Source organism: Roseateles saccharophilus (genome assembly GCF_031458095.1).
Classification (GTDB): domain Bacteria; phylum Pseudomonadota; class Gammaproteobacteria; order Burkholderiales; family Burkholderiaceae_C; genus Pelomonas; species Pelomonas saccharophila_A.
Genome location: NZ_JAVDXU010000002.1, coordinates 786,850 through 802,227 on the forward strand (window position 1 = coordinate 786,850; position 15,378 = coordinate 802,227).

Genomic DNA, 15,378 nt, shown 5'->3' on the forward strand with positions numbered 1-15,378 from the left:
CTCCCTAGCTTTTAGGGGAGGAGTATCCCGGTACCGCATGACGGCGGGGTCAGGGTGCGCCCTCAGATTTGACGATGCCGCCGCCGATCCACGCCGGACGCATTTCATCCGCGAAAAGCGGCAACCTATCGCAAACCCTTAGATCGCAGAGCCTCTCGAGAACACACTGGCGGCACACCAGAGAGAAAGAAGTAAGCCATGAACCGCATCAGCACCACCACCGCCGCCGCCCGCACCCGCCTGCAAGCCGTCAGCGCCGCCATCCTCGTCGCCCTGGTCGCCCTGACCGGCGCCACCTGGATGACCATCACCACGCCCACTGAGGCGCCCGAAGTCGTCAAGCTGGACCGCGTGGTCATCAGCGGCGTGAGCACGCCGGAGCCGACGATTGCCCAGCTGCCGCGGGTCGTCATCGAAGGCCGCCGCACGCCGGACGGCACCCAGGTCGCCAGCGCCGACGTGACCCCGGCGGTCCGCTGACCTCCCTGAACAGCCCGGGTGTCCCCTGGGGGTGAATACGTGGCTCGCCCACCCCGCGAATGCGCGCCCCGCGAGAGCCTAGGGATACTGACGCAATCCAGCCCGGCATAGGGTCCACCTCCTCGTCACTCAACGATGGTGGTCCGCGATGGTGCTCAAACATCTGCCCTGGCTTCTTGCCATGCCCTTCGCGGCCCAGGCCGCGGACAACCTGGTCATCAATGGCTCGATGAACTTCTCGGGCGCGGGAGCGCCTACCGGGTGGACGCTCGTGGTGCCCACCGGCGAGTCCTGGCAATCCTTCGAGAACCACCCCAGTCCGGACGCCGGCTCCTATTTCGGTATCCAGGACCTCGACTCCTTCGCCCCCCGCTTCAACGCTGTCGGCATCACGCAGGTCGTGTCAGGGCTGCAGATCGGCGCCAGCTACGAGCTGAGCTTCTACTCGATGTCCAACCACACCTCGCTCAGCCCCAATGCGCTGCAGCAATGGCGCGTCACCTTCGGCACGCAGACCCAGACGGGCCAGCAAACCACGGCCAGCGTGCAGACCTGGGTGCAGTCGACGATGACGTTCACGGCGACAGCCACGGTGCAGGCCCTGACCTTCGCGGCCGAATTCCTGCCGGGTTCCTACCCGGAAATCCTCAATGTCGACGGCATCTCGCTGAGCGCGGCGGCGGTGCCCGAAGTCTCGATGCAGCACCTGCTGCTGGCGGGCCTGGTGGGCATCGGCGCATTGAAGCTGCGGCGCCGCCGCCCGGCGTCTTAGTCACACGCAGAGCGCCTTGAGCCAGATCTGGCAGCAGTGGCAGATGCTGGCGGCGGCGCTGCCGGGCAAGGCCCTCGGCCTGGCCGTCTGGCTGCTGGTCGTCGCGCTGATGTTCGGCCTGCTGGAGCGTCGCTTTGCCATCCGCAAGCAACGCTTCCTGCGCCGCGACATGGCGCAGGACGTCGGCTACTACTTCCTGGGCGGCCTGCTTCCGCCCTTCCTGACCATGGTGGCGACCGTCGCGCTGGCCTGGTTTGCCAGCGGCCTCATCCCAGCCGGCTTCTATGCCTGGGTCGCGAGCCTGCCCTTCACGATGCGCGTCGTCGCCATGGTCGTGCTGGGTGACCTGGCCTTCTACTGGGCGCACCGCTGGTCGCACGAGAATGCGTGGCTGTGGCGCCTGCACGCCGTGCACCACAGCCCCACCGAGCTGGACTGGCTGGTCAACACGCGCGCCCACCCGCTGGACCTGGTCTTCGCCCGCGCCGTGTCGGCGGTGCCCATCATCGTGCTGGGCATCCGCCAGGCCAACGACGGGCTGGACGCGGCGGTCGCGGTCTACCTGGCCTTCACCACGCTATGGGCGTTTTTCATCCACACCAACCTGAAGTGGCGCCTGGGCTGGCTGGAGCAGATCGTCGTGACCCCGGCCTTCCACCATTGGCATCACGCCAACATGCCGGGCACGCTGAACAAGAACTACGCGGCGCTGTTTCCCTGGATCGACCGCCTGTTCGGCACCTACCACCTGCCGGCGCAGCAGTTCCCCGCGTCGTACGGCGCCGACCGTGAGCTGCCCGACACGCTGGTCGCGCAGCTGGCCAGCCCGTTCAGGAAGGAGCTGAGCCGAGCAGCGACTCAGCGTCCGAGCACGCGAAGAATCTCGCGGCCATAGGCCTCGAGCTTCTTCGCCCCGACACCACTGATCTCGCCCAGCTCGGCGAGGTCCCCCGGCAGCACGCGCGCCATCTCGGCCAGCGTCGTGTTCTGGAAGATGACGTAAGCCGGCAGGCCATGCTCCTTGGCCACCTCGGAGCGCCAGGCCTTCAGCGCCTCGAAACGCTCCTGACCCTCGGCATCCAGGCCCAGCGCCGGATCGGTCTTCGGCTTGGCACCGCCGCGCGCCGTCTTTGACTTGCCGCGTGGCTTCTTCTCCTCGGCCTCGCGCAGGTGCAACTCCACCTCGCCCTTGAGCACCGCCCGGGCGCTGTCCTGCAGGGCCAGGGTGTTGAACTCGCCCTCGGCCGCCACATGGCCCAGCGAGATCAGCTGGCGCAGCACGGCCCGCCATTGCTGCTCGGACAGGTCGGCGCCGCAAGCCCAGGTCGACAGCTGGTCGTGGCCGTATTGCCGGGTCTTGTCCGTGACCTTGCCGCGCAGCACGTCGATGAGATGACCGGCGCCGAAGCGCTCGCCGCGCTGGTGGAAGCGGTAGATGCAGGACAGCAGCTTGCGCGCCGCCTCGGTGCCGTCCCAGGTGGCCGGCGGGTTCAGGCAGTTGTCGCAGTTGCCGCAGGGCTGGGCGTCCTCGCCGAAATAGTTCAGCAGGCGCACGCGCCGGCAGTCCGTCGCCTCGGCCAGGGCCAGCAACGCGTCCAGCTTGCCGCGCTGACCCTGCTTGAAGGTCTCGTCGGCCGGGCTCTCGTCGATCATGCGGCGCTGGTTGACGACGTCGGCCAGGCCATAGGTCATCCAGGCCTCGGCCGGCGCGCCATCGCGGCCGGCGCGGCCGGTCTCCTGGTAGTAGGCCTCGATGTTCTTGGGCAGGTCCAGGTGGGCGACGAAGCGCACATCGGGCTTGTCGATGCCCATGCCGAAGGCGATGGTGGCGACCATGATGAGGTCGTCCTCGCGCAGGAAGCGGTCCTGGTGGCGGCGGCGCACGTCGGCGTCCAGGCCGGCGTGATAGGGCAGGGCCTTCATGCCCTCGCTCTCCAGCCACACGGCCGTCTCGTCAACCTTCTTGCGGCTTTGGCAATAGACGATGCCGGCCTCGCCCTCGTGGTCGTCGCGGATGAAACGCAGCAGCTGCTCGCGCGGCGAGGCGCTCTTCTCGGCGATCAGGTAGCGGATATTGGGCCGGTCGAAGCTGCTGATGAAGACGCGGGCGTCCTGCAGCTGAAGCCTCTCGATGATGTCGCGCCTTGTGAGCTCGTCGGCCGTGGCCGTCAGCGCGATGCGCGGCACCTCGGGGAAGCGCTCGTGCAGCAGGCTGAGCTGCAGATACTCCGAGCGGAAGTCATGCCCCCACTGGCTGACGCAGTGCGCCTCGTCGATGGCGAACATCGACAGCAGGCCGCGCTCCTGCAGCGAGGCCAGCTGGGCCAGGAAGCGCGGCGTCGTCAGCCGCTCGGGCGCGGCATACAGCAGTGTCAGGCGCCCGCTCATCATCTCGCGCTCAATGCGGCTGGCCTCCTCGCCGGTCAGGCTGGAGTTCAGGAAGGCGGCATGCACGCCGGCCTCCTCCAGCGCGCCGACCTGGTCGTGCATCAGCGCGATCAGCGGGCTCACGACGATGGCCACGCCCTGGCCGCGCGAGTGGCGCAGGATGGCGGGCACCTGGTAGCACAGGCTCTTGCCGCCGCCGGTGGGCATCAGCACCAGGGCGTCACCCCCGGCGGCCACCTGCTCGACGATGTCGGCCTGCTGGCCGCGGAAGGCGGTGTAGCCGAAGACTGCTGACAGGACCTGGTGGGCTGCGGATTGCAGGTCGTCGGTGGGGCTTGGAAGATGCACGGGCGGATTCATTCAACCGCCATTGTCCCAGGAGCCTTGGAGAGCCCCATGCCTACCCCCTCTGAATTGCGTCAGACCCTGATCCGCAATTTCAATGAAGCGCCGCGCGAGCGCTTCGTTCGCGCGCCGCGCTACGACACCGAAACCACCTCCCTGTCCAAGGGCACCGCCGCCCAGCAGATGGGCGCCAGCTTCGACATCCTGGCCCCTGGCCAGATGGGCTGCCCCTACCACTACCACTACGCCGAGGAGGAGATGTTCATCATCCTGCAGGGCGAAGGCACGCTGCGCGTGGCCGGGGAGATGGTGCCCATCCGCGCCGGCGACACCATCAACATCCCGGCGGGGCCCGAGTACCCCCACCACATCATCAACACGTCCGACGCGCCGCTGCACTACCTCAGCATCAGCACGCAGAAGGAGCCGGAGATCTGCGTCTATCCGGACTCGGGCAAGGTCGGCGCCTTCGCGCCGGGGCTGAGGCTGCTGCAGCGCAAGGAGGCGGGGCTGGATTACTGGGACGGGGAGCCCTGAAATCAGTCGAGGCCGGAGCTGCCCCGGGGTACCGGGCCAGGTCCAGCCCCGAAGTCGTCAGTAATGCGGCGGCAGCTCGTCACGCAGGCTGCGCACGCCATCGGGCTCGGCCGCCGTGGCGCGGTTGCGCAGTTCGACGAGCTCGCGCACCAGCCGGTCGATCTGCTCCTGCTGGCGCACGACGACCTGGTTGAGCTGCTCCACCGTGTCTTCAGCAAAGCTGGCCTTGATCTCGAGGTCGGTGATGCGTTGTTCCAGGGCTTGCAGGGTGTCCATGGCGGTATGGTGCCGCAAGTCAGTGAGCATCGCCGACCCGTCGGCGGCGAGCGCTTCCTTCAACGTTGGGGCCAACCATCTTGCTCAAGTTCTGCATCAAGCTGCTGCTCGCGGCCTACGCGACCTTGGTTGCGGTATTCGGTCAGCTTGCGGCCTTCGATGACATCGACCTCGGTCGTTCTACCGCCCTCGCGGTCCTGACATCGATCTCCGCCATCTCGTTGGCAGCAGCCGTGCTTATCGTCGTGCTGGAATGGAACGCGCCACGCCTCGCGCGCTATTGGAGGCTCATCTTCTGGCTGAGTTGCCTGGACTTCTTGGTTGGCACGATCATGGACTGGGGTGCCATGTCCAGCAGCTTCTGGCCACGCCTGTTCCTGGTCATGGTGGTCGCGGCCTTCCTGAGCCCGGCCTACTACTTCAGCTACTTTCTGGCGTACCGGGCCAGGAGGCGTGTCTAGCCCTCCGACGCTACAGCGCCATCTGGAACTCCACCCGCGCCCAGCGACCCTGGCCGTCCATGACCGTGAGCCGGTGATTGCCGGCCCTCTCCACGCGCAGCGTCTGCGCGGCCGCCGCCTTGGGGCTGTCGGCCATCCATTGGCCGTCGAGCAGCCAGGTCGTGCCCTGCTGGGCGCCGATGGCCTGCAGCTTGAGCACCACATCGCGCTGCCCCGGCGCCGGGCGCAGCACCGTGCCCGGCTCCAGGCCGACGACGCGCAGCCGGTTGGCCACGGGCTGGTTGCCGGCGCAGTCGGCCCGCCAGGGCAGGCGCTCCATGGGGTGGCGCTGCTCGGCATCGAGGAAGGGGCCGAGCAGGGCCGGCCAACGCACGGCGTCGAAGCGCTCGGCCGTGGGCGCGCAGCCGGGCTGCACGCGCTGGCCCGCTGCCACCCAGACGGGCTCGGCCAAGGAGCCGGGGCGCAGGCGGTCGGGCAGGGTGGGCGGCACGGCGCCGTCCAGCGTCCAGGCGATGCGGCGCTGCAGGCAGAGCGCCGGGTCGGTGGCCGATTCGGCCAGGCCCAGCGGCCAGCAGATGGGCACGGCCACCACGTTGTCAGGCTTGCGGCGCGGCGCCAGCTGCTGGCGGGCTTCGGCGGGGCCCAATGCCGCGGCCAGGTCGCGCAGCAATGGCGCGGCGGAATTGGCGCCGAAATGGCCGGGGTTGGGCGTGCCGTCGGGCCGGCCTATCCAGACGCCGAAGGTGTAGCGGTCGGTCACGCCCAGGGCCCAGGCGTCGCGAAAGCCAAAGCTGGTGCCGGTCTTCCAGGCCACGCGCTGGCCGCTTTCGCGAAACGGCGAACCGGGCCGGCCGCCGTTCTCCAGGATCTCGCGGACGATGTAGGCGGCGCCCTCGCTCATCAGCCGCGCTTCCTTCAGCGGCTCATCAGGCGTCAAGCGCGGCCGAGCGGCGATACCGCCGCGTGCCAGCGCCGTGTAGGCGCCCACCAGCTCCTCCAGCGTCGTGCTGCCGCCGCCGAGGATGAGGCTCAGGTTGGGTGCGGCATTGGCCGGCATGCGCAGCCTCAAGCCGGCATGGCGCAAGCGGCCGGCAAAGCGCTCGGGGCCGAGGCGGTCCAGCAGGTCCACGGCCGGCACGTTCAGCGAGCGCTGCAAGGCCTCGCTGACGCTGACCGGCCCCGAGAAATCCGCCTGGAAGTTGCCCGGCGCATAGCCGCCGAAGTTCTGCGGCGCATCGATGAGCAGGCTCTCGGAATGGATCAGGCCTTCGTCCAGCGCCATGCCGTAGAGGAAGGGCTTGAGCGTGGAGCCCGGCGAGCGCTTGGCGCGCACCATGTCCACATGGGCGCCGCGTCGCGCGTCGGTGAAGTCGGCCGAACCGACATAGCCGCGCACTTCCAGCGTGCGGTTGTCCACCACCAGGGCGGCGAGTGACACGGCATCGGGAAGGCTGTTGAGCCTGTCGGTCAGCAGCTGCTCCAGGCGTGCCTGCAGGCCGGCGTCCAGCGTGGTCTGGATGACGGGCGGCGCGCTGCCATGGCGCCTGGCGTCCTGGCGTACGCGCTCGGCCGCGAGCGGCGCCAGCCAGCGGGCGCGCAGCGGCGGCGCGAAGACGCGCTCCAGCTTGGCATCGGCCACATCGGCGGCGCTCCAGACACCCAGGGTCTGCATGCGTGTCAGCACCTTGTCGCGCGCCGTCTGCGCAGCCGCCACGGCCCGGTCCGGCCGCAGCCGCGTCGGTGACTGCGGCAGGGCGACGAGCAACGCGGCCTCGGCCTTGGACAGATCGGCCGCCCCCTTGCCAAGATAGGCGCGGCTGGCCGTCTGCACGCCCTCCAGCGGCCCGCCCATGGGCGCGAGGTTCAGATACAGCGACAGGATCTCGTGCTTGCTGCAATGCAGCTCCAGCTGCAGGGCGCGAACGATCTGGCGCAGCTTGGCGGGCACGCTGCGGCCGGCCGCCTTCTCGTCCACCAGCCGCGCCACTTGCATGGTCAGCGTCGACCCGCCGGACACGATGCGCCCATGCCGCGCCCACTGCCAGGCCGCGCGCGCGAGGGCCACCGGGTTGACTCCCGGATGCCAGCGGAACCAGCGGTCCTCGTAGTGCAGCAGGGCTTCGGTGTAGTGGGCCGACACGGCCTCGGGCGTGGTCGGGTGGCGCTGCGCGCCGTCATCACCGGGCCAGGCGCGCAAGGGGCTGCCGTCAGCGGCCAGGACGGTCAGCGTGGGCGAATCGCTGGCGGGCGTGGGCAGGGGGAAGGCGAAGTCCAGCGCGAGGACAAGCAGCAGCACGGCGGCGAGGACAAGCTCGAAGCGGCGCAGGCGGGAGGCTGGCAGGCGCATGGTCAAAGGCTGCGTGCGCCTTCATTCCGACGCGTCGGCTCGGCGCGCTGGAATTGGCAATCCGCGGATCTTGGACCAGTACTCGTCGTGCACATCCGCGTCGACGATAGTTTCGACATGGGTGGGGTACAGGCTGTCTCGCCCGTCTTTGCGTGGCCCTGAAATCCAATAGGCATCACCGGATTCGACGTCGAAGTAGTTGGACTTGAAGCCGCTGCCTTTTTGACTCTGGAATGCCTTGCCGGCGTAGTACAGCGTGGCACCCGACTTCGAGAAACTGACTCGCCCGATCCGCGCGGGACCGATGAGGCCACCCGCCTTGAACTCGATGTACATGATGCGGCTCTTCATGGCTGCCGTTACCTCGCTGGCGCCGATGCTGCACGCGCCGCCCGCAGCCGCTGCAGCTCCGCCTTCAACCACTGCGCGCTCTCCACCGGCGCCTTGCCCGCGCAGCGCACCAGATAGGCCTTGCCGCTCATGCTGCTGGTGGACGCCCCCTTCTCGATGAACTGCTCGGCCGTCTTCACCATGTCCTTGTCTTCGAGATAGTCCAGCTTTTTCAGCAGATGGGCCTTAGCGTCGGCGCCGGCATACCAGCTGCCATTGCGGTTGAACTCGCAGCCGGAGGACTGCAGGCGGGTCAGCAGCGCATCGACCTCGGTGCGTGCAGCGGGCGGCAGCGGCGCGGCATTCGCGGCAGCCGCGATGACCGTGAACAGGAGAGCAAAAACGGTACGCATGATGAGCTTGATGCTACGAGGACAAACACGCGCCCGACGGCGTCGGACGCAGGGGTAAAACTGCTGCATGAACGACATCGCTTCCCGCTGGCAGGTCCACCCCGAGGTCGCACGCGCCGAGACCCTGGACAAGGCCTTCTATCTCGACCCCGCCGCCCAGCGCCTGCAATACGAGCGAGTGCTGGCGCGCAGCTGGCAGTGGCTGGCCGACCTGCATGGCGTGCAGACGCCGGGCAGCCTGCAGCCGGAGACGCTGTTGCCCGGCAGCCTGGACGAGCCCCTGCTGCTGTCGCGCGACGCGGCGGGCGCGCTGCGCTGCCTCAGCAATGTCTGTACCCATCGCGGCAACATCCTCATCCAGCAGCCCTGCCAGGGCGCGGCACAGATCCGCTGCGGCTACCACTCGCGCCGCTTCGAGCTGGACGGACGAATGACCTTCATGCCCGAGTTCCAGCAGGCCCTGGACTTCCCTCGCCCCTGCGACCACCTGCCCAAAGTCCCGCTGCAGGACTGGGGCGGCCAGGGCTTTGTCGCGCTGGAAGACCCCCTCGACAGCTTCGACGCCTTCTTCGGCCCGGCCATGCAGCGCCTGCACTGGCTGCCGCTGCAGGACTTCAGGCTCGACGCCAGCCGCAGCCGCGACTACGAGTTCGATGCCCATTGGGCGCTGTATGTCGAGAACTACCTCGAGGGCCTGCACATCCCCTTCGTGCATCCGGGCCTGACCAAGACGCTGGACCTGAGCCAGTACCGCTACGAGCTGCACGACTGGAGCAATCTGCAGCTCGCTGTGGCCCGCGCCGACGAGGCGGCGTTTGACTTGCCGCCCGAGGCCGCCGAATTCGGCCAGCGCATCGCCGCCTACTACTGGTGGGTCTTCCCCAATCTGATGCTGAACTTCTACCCCTGGGGCCTGTCGCTGAACCAGGTCACGCCGGTAGGCCCGGCGCGCACGCGGGTTCGCTTCCGCTCCTATGTCTGGAAGCCCGCGCTGCTGGGCAGCGGTGCCGGCGGCGCACTCGACGAGGTCGAGATGGAAGACGAGGCCGTCGTCATGACGGTGCAGCAGGGCCTGCGCTCGCGCTTCTACCAACACGGGCGCTACTCGCCGACCAGGGAGCAGGGGGTGCATCACTTCCATCGGTTGATTGGGCGGGCGATGGAGGCTTGAGGCCGAGCCGCACTGGCCCTCACGCCAGCAGTTCGCCGCGCGGCAACTTCGCAGCGCCAGCATCGAAGGTCACGAATCTCGTCCGGCCCATTTGAGCCGCGCGAGCATTGAGCAGGCAATCGGCAAAGTCGGCGCTCGGGTGCTGGGTCCAGATGTAGAGCGCTTCTTCGACCGTAGGCTCGTGCTCGAAGGTGACCCCATCGCTTTCAAGCAAGTGCGCAAAGGTCGTCGCAATCGCTGGCTTGTCGAGCCTGTAGCGACTGCGTAGCACCCACTCGGTTTCCAGCAGCGCGCCCAGCACGATCAACAGCGGCTCGCCGGAGCCTTCAGCTTGCTGAACGAGGCGTTTGGCTGCGTTGAATTGCGCCACGTCGTCCCGCACCAACAGGCGCACGAGGACATTGGTGTCGATGGCAACGCTCACCGTGTCAACCGCGCAAGGGCTTCATCTCGTCCACGCCGACCACCGGCTGGCCCGGCCGCGTCAGGCTGCCAGCAAGGTCGAGCAGACGACGCGTCTTCGCGCGCATGACGACGGTGCCGTCGCTGAGCGCGGTGAACACCAGCTTGTCGCCCGCCTCCAGCCCCAGGCGCTCGCGGATTTCCTTGGGGATGGTGGTCTGGCCTTTGGCGGTGAGGGTGGCGTCAGCCATGGAATTCCTTTCGAATCAGCAAATCGTAAGGATTTGACGCACAATGCGCAAGCGACGTCCGGATTGATTTCGCCAGTGGAGCTAGCCGTCACTTCTTGTCCACCACCGTGATCTCCCCTTCCGCCTTGCCGATGCCGCGGATCTCCGGCCGGTACATGTCCTCGGCAAACGTCGCCGGTACCACGTAACGCCCAGGTGTCACAACGCGCACCAGGTAGAACATCTCCAGCTGCGACCCCAGCGATGCGGCGGCCACGAAGCGGTCGTCGCGGTACTCGGTGTGGACGATGCGTTCGTTGGCATTGGCCTGGGCGATGTTGACGCCCTCGACCGTGAACTCACCGGCCTTGGGGCCCTGGCTGAGGTTGAGGTTCTCGATCTCGAAGCCGGCCGGGATGCGGTCCACGACCAGGCCGTCCTTGATGGTCTGGCCGGCCTTGACGCGCAGGCGCACGACATACATCTCGCCGGTCGTGAATTGGCGTGCCGTCACCGGCTTGCCCTCGACGGTGAACATCGCGCGCTCCACTGAGATGCGGTCGCTGCTCGGTGCCTGGGGCTTGGTTGGATAGCCCTGGGCGGTGACGTCGATGAAGAGGGGCGCCGTGCCGTCGTTCTTCAGCGCGATGCCGCTCTTGAGCTGGGCGCCGCTGAAGCTCTGCTGGCCCACGCCGTTGCCGGTCCAGGGCTCGGCCTTGGGGCCGATGCTGACCGAGGTCTTCCAGGCGTCGTCCTTGCCGGCGTTGGCGCTGGAGGACTGCACGGCCAGGAAGAGGGCCAGGCGCTCCTGGGTGGAGTAGTAGTTGCGCTTGCTGAAGTCGTCGCCGAGGTCGAACAGCAGGTTCTCGCGCTTCTCGTGCTGCACCTTGTGGCGCAGCAGCAGGGCATAGGCCAGGGCGCGGTCACGCACGCGTGAGCCGTAGTCGCCCAGCCAGTAGCCCCAATAGCCGTCGTCCACCTGGTAGCCGTAGCCGCGCATCATGGCGTCATCCAACGCCACCTTGGCGCGGGCCTCGTCGCCCATCAGCTTCAGCGCCAGGCTCAGGTGCACCAGCGGCAGCGGCGACAGCGCGTTGGCGCGGTACTGGTCGTGCAGGGTGCGCAGCGTGGCCAGGGGCGCCTTCTGCTCGCGGGCCAGGATGTAGCCGGTATGGGCGGCCTCGGCGAAGTGGGAGTGGGCCACGCGCAGCAGTTCGGCATCGCGGTAGTCCGTCAGGCGGCCCTTGTCGTCGCGCTTGGGGTCCTTGGGCGGAGAGCTCTGCTGGGACGGCGCGCGCTGGAACTGCTCCAGCAGGTTGTCCATCGAGCGCTTGATCTGGGCCTCGGGCACGGCAAAGCCGGCGTCGCGGGCGTCCTGCAGGAAGCCGGTCACATAGGCGCTCAGCCAGGCCTCGTAGGGGCTGGAGGCGGCCCACAGGCCGTAGCCGCCCTTGGGCTGCTGCATGCCGGCCAGGCGGGCAAAGGCGCCGTCCAACCGTTTCGCGCGTTCTTCTCGTGGCACGGGCGTCATGCCCCAGCGCTTGGCCGCTTCGTCGTCGATGAAGACCAGCGGGTAGGCGCTGGACGTCGTCTGCTCCAGGCAGCCATAGGGATACATCAACAGGCCCTTGACCTGGTCCTTGATGTCGATGGGCGGCACGGTGGAGACGGTCAGGGCCAGGCTGGCCGAGCCGGACCAGTAGGGATCGAGCAGGGCCTTGTCCAGGGCCTGCGAGGCGCCGGCCTCCAGGCGCAGGCGGCGGCTCTCGCGCGTCAGCGGCGTGATGGGCTGGACCTGCAGCGCGGCTTCACGCGTCAGGTTGATGGCGCCGGCGCTGACCTTGATCGTGATCGGCGCCAGGCCATAGGCATCCAGGGCCTCGGCCTGGAACTTGAGGATCTGGCGCTGCTTGTCGGCCAGCTTCAGCGTCTCGGCGCCGCCGCTGATCCTGACCGGACCGCTGGACGACACGGCCACCTTGACCTCCTGCGGCGCGCCGCTGAGGTTGGTCACGTCCAGCGCAATCGTCGCCTTGTCGCCGGGCGACACGAAGCGCGGCATGTTCAGCTCGGCCACCAGCGGCGCCGCGACGACGGTCTCGGCCTGCGCAGACGCATAGCTGTCGGCGCTGGAGACCACGGCCATCACGCGCAGCGTGCCGTTGAAGTCGGGCAGCTTCAGTTGAATGGTCGCCTCGCCCTTGGCGTCGAGCTGCACCGGCCCGCTGAACAGGTCCACCAGCAGCACCTTGCGCGGCATGCTCTGCGAGTCGCGCTTGCCGGCGTCGCCGCCGAAGCGCTGCTTGGCCGTGTTGCCTTCCATCTTCTCGATGAGGCGGCCGTAGAGGTCCAGCATGTCGGCGCCGTAGCGGTGCTTGCCGAAGAAGAAGTCCGCCGGGTCGGGCGTCTTGAAGTTGGTGATGTTGAGGATGCCCACGTCCACCGCGCTCACGGTGACGATGGCCGGCTTGCCGGCGAGCTGCGGCACCTTGACGCTGACGGGCAGCGTCACCGACGGCTGCGTCTTGGCCGGCACGGCGAGCGCCAGCTTGGGCTTGCGGTCCTCGCGGTTCAGCGGCAGGTGCACCAGGCCGAGGGCGCGGGCCGGCGTGACCTTGTCGCCCTGGCTGCCGGGGCGGAAGGCGGCGACGGTGATGTAGAGGTCGTGGCGGGCCCAGCTCGCATCGACGGGGATCTCGACGTCCGTGCCGCTGGCCTTGACGCCGATGCGCTTGGTCCACAGCACGCGGTCGCCTTCGACGGTGACGATGGCCTCGCCGTCATGAGGCGGCTTGATGGCCAGCTTGGCCACGTCGCCCGGCTTGAAGGGCGCGCCCTGCAGCTTGAGCTGCACGCGGTCGGGGCGGTTGCCGATGTCGTCGGCGTCCTGGGCGCCATAGCCGGCGTAGAAGCCATAACGCAGGGTCAGGCCGGTGTCGGGGTCCATGACCTCGAGGCGGTAGCGGCCCCAGCGCACCGGCAGGGCGACCTTGGTGCGGGCCTGCAGCGCGACGCTGCGCGCCTCCACCAATTCCTCGTTGACGTTGAAGCCCGAGTTCCAGCCGCGGCCGTCGTCATAACGCCAATACCACTGGCGCTCCTCATAGATGAGCTTGACCTGCACCTGCTTGGCGGGCTTGAAGTTGCCGGCCGAGTCGACGCGGGCCAGCTCGAACTCGGCCAGGCCGTTCTCGGCCGACACATTGCGGTCGAACAGCGGCCGCACGCCAACCAGCACCGGGGCCGGCCACCAGTTGCGCTCGATGGCGCGCACCACCGGGCGGCCGCCCGACTCCAGCAGGCTGAAGGCCGCGCGGATGCGCATCGGCGACTTGCGCTCGCCAAAGGCCGTCGCGATGTCCATGCTGGCCTTGCCTTCCGAATCCAGCTCCTGCTCTTCCAGGTCTTGCCTGTTCTTGGCCTTGTCGTCGGCCAGGTCGCCGAAGATGAAGCCGGGCAGCTTGGCCGGCAGCGGCATCACCAGGCGCTCGGAATAGGCGCTGGCCTGCAGGCGGTTGCCGGCCGCCGGAGCGCCATAGAGGTAGTCGCCCTGGGCCTGCACGCTCAAGCCGCCCTGGCCGGTCAGCACGCCCTCGGGCGCCGTCAGCGTCAGCTTCATGCGCTCGGGCAGGAACTCCTCGACCTTGAAGGCCCATTGCGCATCGGGCGTCTTGGCGCCGGGGTCGACGCGGGCCTGCAGCGTCCAGCCGCCGGTGGGCGCATCGGCGGGCAGCGTGATGCCTTGCTGGTAGTAGCCAGTGCCGGTCTTGCCGGGTTGCACCAGCTGCTCGACGAGCTTGCTGCCGTCGGGCTTCTTGACCGTCAGCGTGATCGGCAAAGGCTTGGTCAGCGGCTTGCCGTCGGCATCGCGGGCCAGCACCGAGACCTGGAAGTTCTCGCCGGGCCGGTAGAGGTCGCGGCCCGAGTAGACAAAGAGCTTGTTGCTGCGCGAGGGGTGGCCGGTGGCGTCGAACTCGCTCAGGTCCAGGGCCGCGTCGCGCAGCGACAGCACCGACATCTCCTTGCCCTTGCGCGCCAGCACGGCGCGGGCCTTGTCGCTGCGGCCAGTAAAGACGGCATGGCCGTCGCCATCGGTCTGCGCTTGCGCGATGGCCTTGCCGGCCTCGTCGACGAGGCTGAGCTCGACGCCCGACAGCGCACCGCCACCCTTCAGCGAGGTGGTGAAGACGTCCAGTTGCTCGGCATGGCGGCGCAGATGCAGGCCGATGTCGGTCACGTAGTAATGCGTGACCTGGTAGTCCCAACCGAAGCGGCCGGGCTGGTTCATGATGGCCACGTAGATGCCGGGTTCCTGCAGCTCCTTGATGTTCTCCACCGGCAGGAAGCTGACATTGCGGCGATTCGGCCGCGCATCGGTCGTGAAGCGGCTGACGTAGACGCTCTCGCTCATCGCGCGCAGCTCGTCCAGCACCCAGCCGTTCACCGTGCCCTTGAGGCGGCGCTGGTTGTCGCTGTAGCCGTCGTAGTAATAGCCACCCTCGCCGTCCTCCTCGCCGGAATTGACGGGGCGCTCGCGCCGGCCGCCCACCTGCTCCAGGAAGGCTGGCAGCGAGGCCGGCTTGATGCGCAGAAACTGCACATCCACCTCGGGCGTGTTGATGGTGACGATGGGCAGGCCGCCGTTCTGGCCGGCCGGCAGCACCAGGCCGCGGCTGGCGAAGTAGTAGGCGTCGGGCATGGCCTCGCTGAAGGCCTCGCAGGTCTGGGCCGTGGCCAGCTTGGCGCCGCCACGGGCGCCCAGGTCCGCCTTGAAGGCGAAGCGGAAGCTGCGGTCCGGCGTCACGAAGGGCAGGTAGAGCACGCGCGGGTTGTCGCCCAGCACCCAGCGGGCGGCCACCGGCTTGAAGCTCGCCTGCGCGGGCGCCACCTTCTTGCCGTCACTGGCCGTCGGCGCGGCACCTTCCTGGGCCGTGACGAGGGCGCCGAAGTCCTGCTTGGCATCCAGTGGCTGGGTGAAGCTCAGCGCGATGGCCGGCGCGCCGTCGAAGAGTCGCGCCTTGCAATCCAGCAGCGCAAAGGCCGCCTGCTCGCCACTGATCTCGGCGCTGCTGGGCAGCCCGGGCCCGGACGACTTCTGCGCCACCCACCAACCGCCCCCCACCACGGCGCCTGCGCCGACCAGGGCCATGACGGCCTTCTTCCACGCGACCATGGAGATCCTCCCTGCAATGTGGAGGGCAGTTTAGGCAGGCCTCGACGGCTGTC

The 15,378-nt window shown here is 68.4% G+C and carries 14 protein-coding genes; 6 read left to right on the forward strand and 8 right to left on the reverse strand.

Annotated elements, in window-relative coordinates; all coding sequences use genetic code 11:
• Positions 1-198: 198 nt before the first annotated feature.
• From J2X20_RS16270 to J2X20_RS16280, 3 genes are all read left to right on the forward strand, one after another.
• A complete protein-coding gene (locus J2X20_RS16270) occupies positions 199-480 on the forward strand; it encodes a hypothetical protein (protein ID WP_310266659.1) in 282 nt (93 codons plus the stop codon).
• 181 nt (positions 481-661) lie between these two features.
• On the forward strand, positions 662-1,252 hold the full coding sequence (locus tag J2X20_RS16275; protein ID WP_310266661.1) for a hypothetical protein: 591 nt from the start codon (positions 662-664) through the stop codon (positions 1,250-1,252).
• A 16-nt stretch (positions 1,253-1,268) separates the two neighbouring features.
• On the forward strand, positions 1,269-2,147 hold the full coding sequence (locus J2X20_RS16280) for a sterol desaturase family protein (RefSeq protein WP_310266664.1): 879 nt from the start codon (positions 1,269-1,271) through the stop codon (positions 2,145-2,147).
• On the opposite strand, the gene recQ is transcribed toward J2X20_RS16280, so the two are convergent.
• Positions 2,111-4,000 (reverse strand): DNA helicase RecQ, encoded by a 1,890-nt coding sequence (recQ, locus tag J2X20_RS16285; protein ID WP_310266666.1) that lies wholly within the window; start codon positions 3,998-4,000, stop codon positions 2,111-2,113. The two genes, J2X20_RS16280 and recQ, sit on opposite strands and share 37 nt — an antisense overlap.
• 36 nt (positions 4,001-4,036) lie before the next feature.
• Here recQ and J2X20_RS16290 point away from each other — a divergent pair, with 36 nt between their 5' ends.
• A complete protein-coding gene (locus J2X20_RS16290) occupies positions 4,037-4,522 on the forward strand; it encodes a cupin domain-containing protein (RefSeq protein WP_310266669.1) in 486 nt (161 codons plus the stop codon).
• A 57-nt stretch (positions 4,523-4,579) separates the two neighbouring features.
• Here J2X20_RS16290 and J2X20_RS16295 read toward each other — a convergent pair whose 3' ends face one another.
• Positions 4,580-4,798: a SlyX family protein gene (locus J2X20_RS16295; protein WP_310266671.1), complete on the reverse strand. Its 219-nt coding sequence runs from the start codon at positions 4,796-4,798 to the stop codon at positions 4,580-4,582.
• 80 nt (positions 4,799-4,878) lie between these two features.
• Here J2X20_RS16295 and J2X20_RS16300 point away from each other — a divergent pair, with 80 nt between their 5' ends.
• Entirely contained in the window at positions 4,879-5,259 is a 381-nt protein-coding gene (locus tag J2X20_RS16300; protein ID WP_310266673.1) for a hypothetical protein, read from the forward strand.
• Between the two features lie 10 nt (positions 5,260-5,269).
• Here J2X20_RS16300 and pbpC read toward each other — a convergent pair whose 3' ends face one another.
• The 3 genes from pbpC to J2X20_RS16315 are packed head-to-tail and all read right to left on the reverse strand — an operon-like array spanning position 5,270 to position 8,349.
• Positions 5,270-7,606, reverse strand: a complete 2,337-nt coding sequence (pbpC, locus tag J2X20_RS16305; protein WP_310266676.1) for a penicillin-binding protein 1C — start codon at positions 7,604-7,606, stop codon at positions 5,270-5,272.
• 21 nt (positions 7,607-7,627) lie between these two features.
• Entirely contained in the window at positions 7,628-7,957 is a 330-nt protein-coding gene (locus J2X20_RS16310) for a 1-deoxy-D-xylulose-5-phosphate synthase (protein WP_310266677.1), read from the reverse strand.
• A gap of 8 nt (positions 7,958-7,965) precedes the next feature.
• Positions 7,966-8,349, reverse strand: a complete 384-nt coding sequence (locus J2X20_RS16315; protein WP_310266679.1) for a YfeK family protein — start codon at positions 8,347-8,349, stop codon at positions 7,966-7,968.
• Between the two features lie 67 nt (positions 8,350-8,416).
• On the opposite strand from J2X20_RS16315, the gene J2X20_RS16320 reads away from it, so the two are divergent.
• Positions 8,417-9,520: an aromatic ring-hydroxylating oxygenase subunit alpha gene (locus J2X20_RS16320; RefSeq protein WP_310266681.1), complete on the forward strand. Its 1,104-nt coding sequence runs from the start codon at positions 8,417-8,419 to the stop codon at positions 9,518-9,520.
• Between the two features lie 19 nt (positions 9,521-9,539).
• Here J2X20_RS16320 and J2X20_RS16325 read toward each other — a convergent pair whose 3' ends face one another.
• The 3 genes from J2X20_RS16325 to J2X20_RS16335 all read right to left on the reverse strand — a co-directional run bounded on the left by J2X20_RS16325 (position 9,540) and on the right by J2X20_RS16335 (position 15,325).
• Positions 9,540-9,944 carry a PIN domain-containing protein gene (locus tag J2X20_RS16325; protein ID WP_310266683.1) on the reverse strand — a complete coding sequence of 135 codons (405 nt, stop codon included), beginning with the start codon at positions 9,942-9,944 and terminating at the stop codon, positions 9,540-9,542.
• 4 nt (positions 9,945-9,948) lie between these two features.
• Complete coding sequence (locus tag J2X20_RS16330; RefSeq protein ID WP_310266684.1) at positions 9,949-10,173, reverse strand: AbrB/MazE/SpoVT family DNA-binding domain-containing protein; 225 nt, start codon at positions 10,171-10,173, stop codon at positions 9,949-9,951.
• A gap of 88 nt (positions 10,174-10,261) precedes the next feature.
• Positions 10,262-15,325: an alpha-2-macroglobulin family protein gene (locus J2X20_RS16335; RefSeq protein WP_310266686.1), complete on the reverse strand. Its 5,064-nt coding sequence runs from the start codon at positions 15,323-15,325 to the stop codon at positions 10,262-10,264.
• Positions 15,326-15,378: the final 53 nt, after the last annotated feature.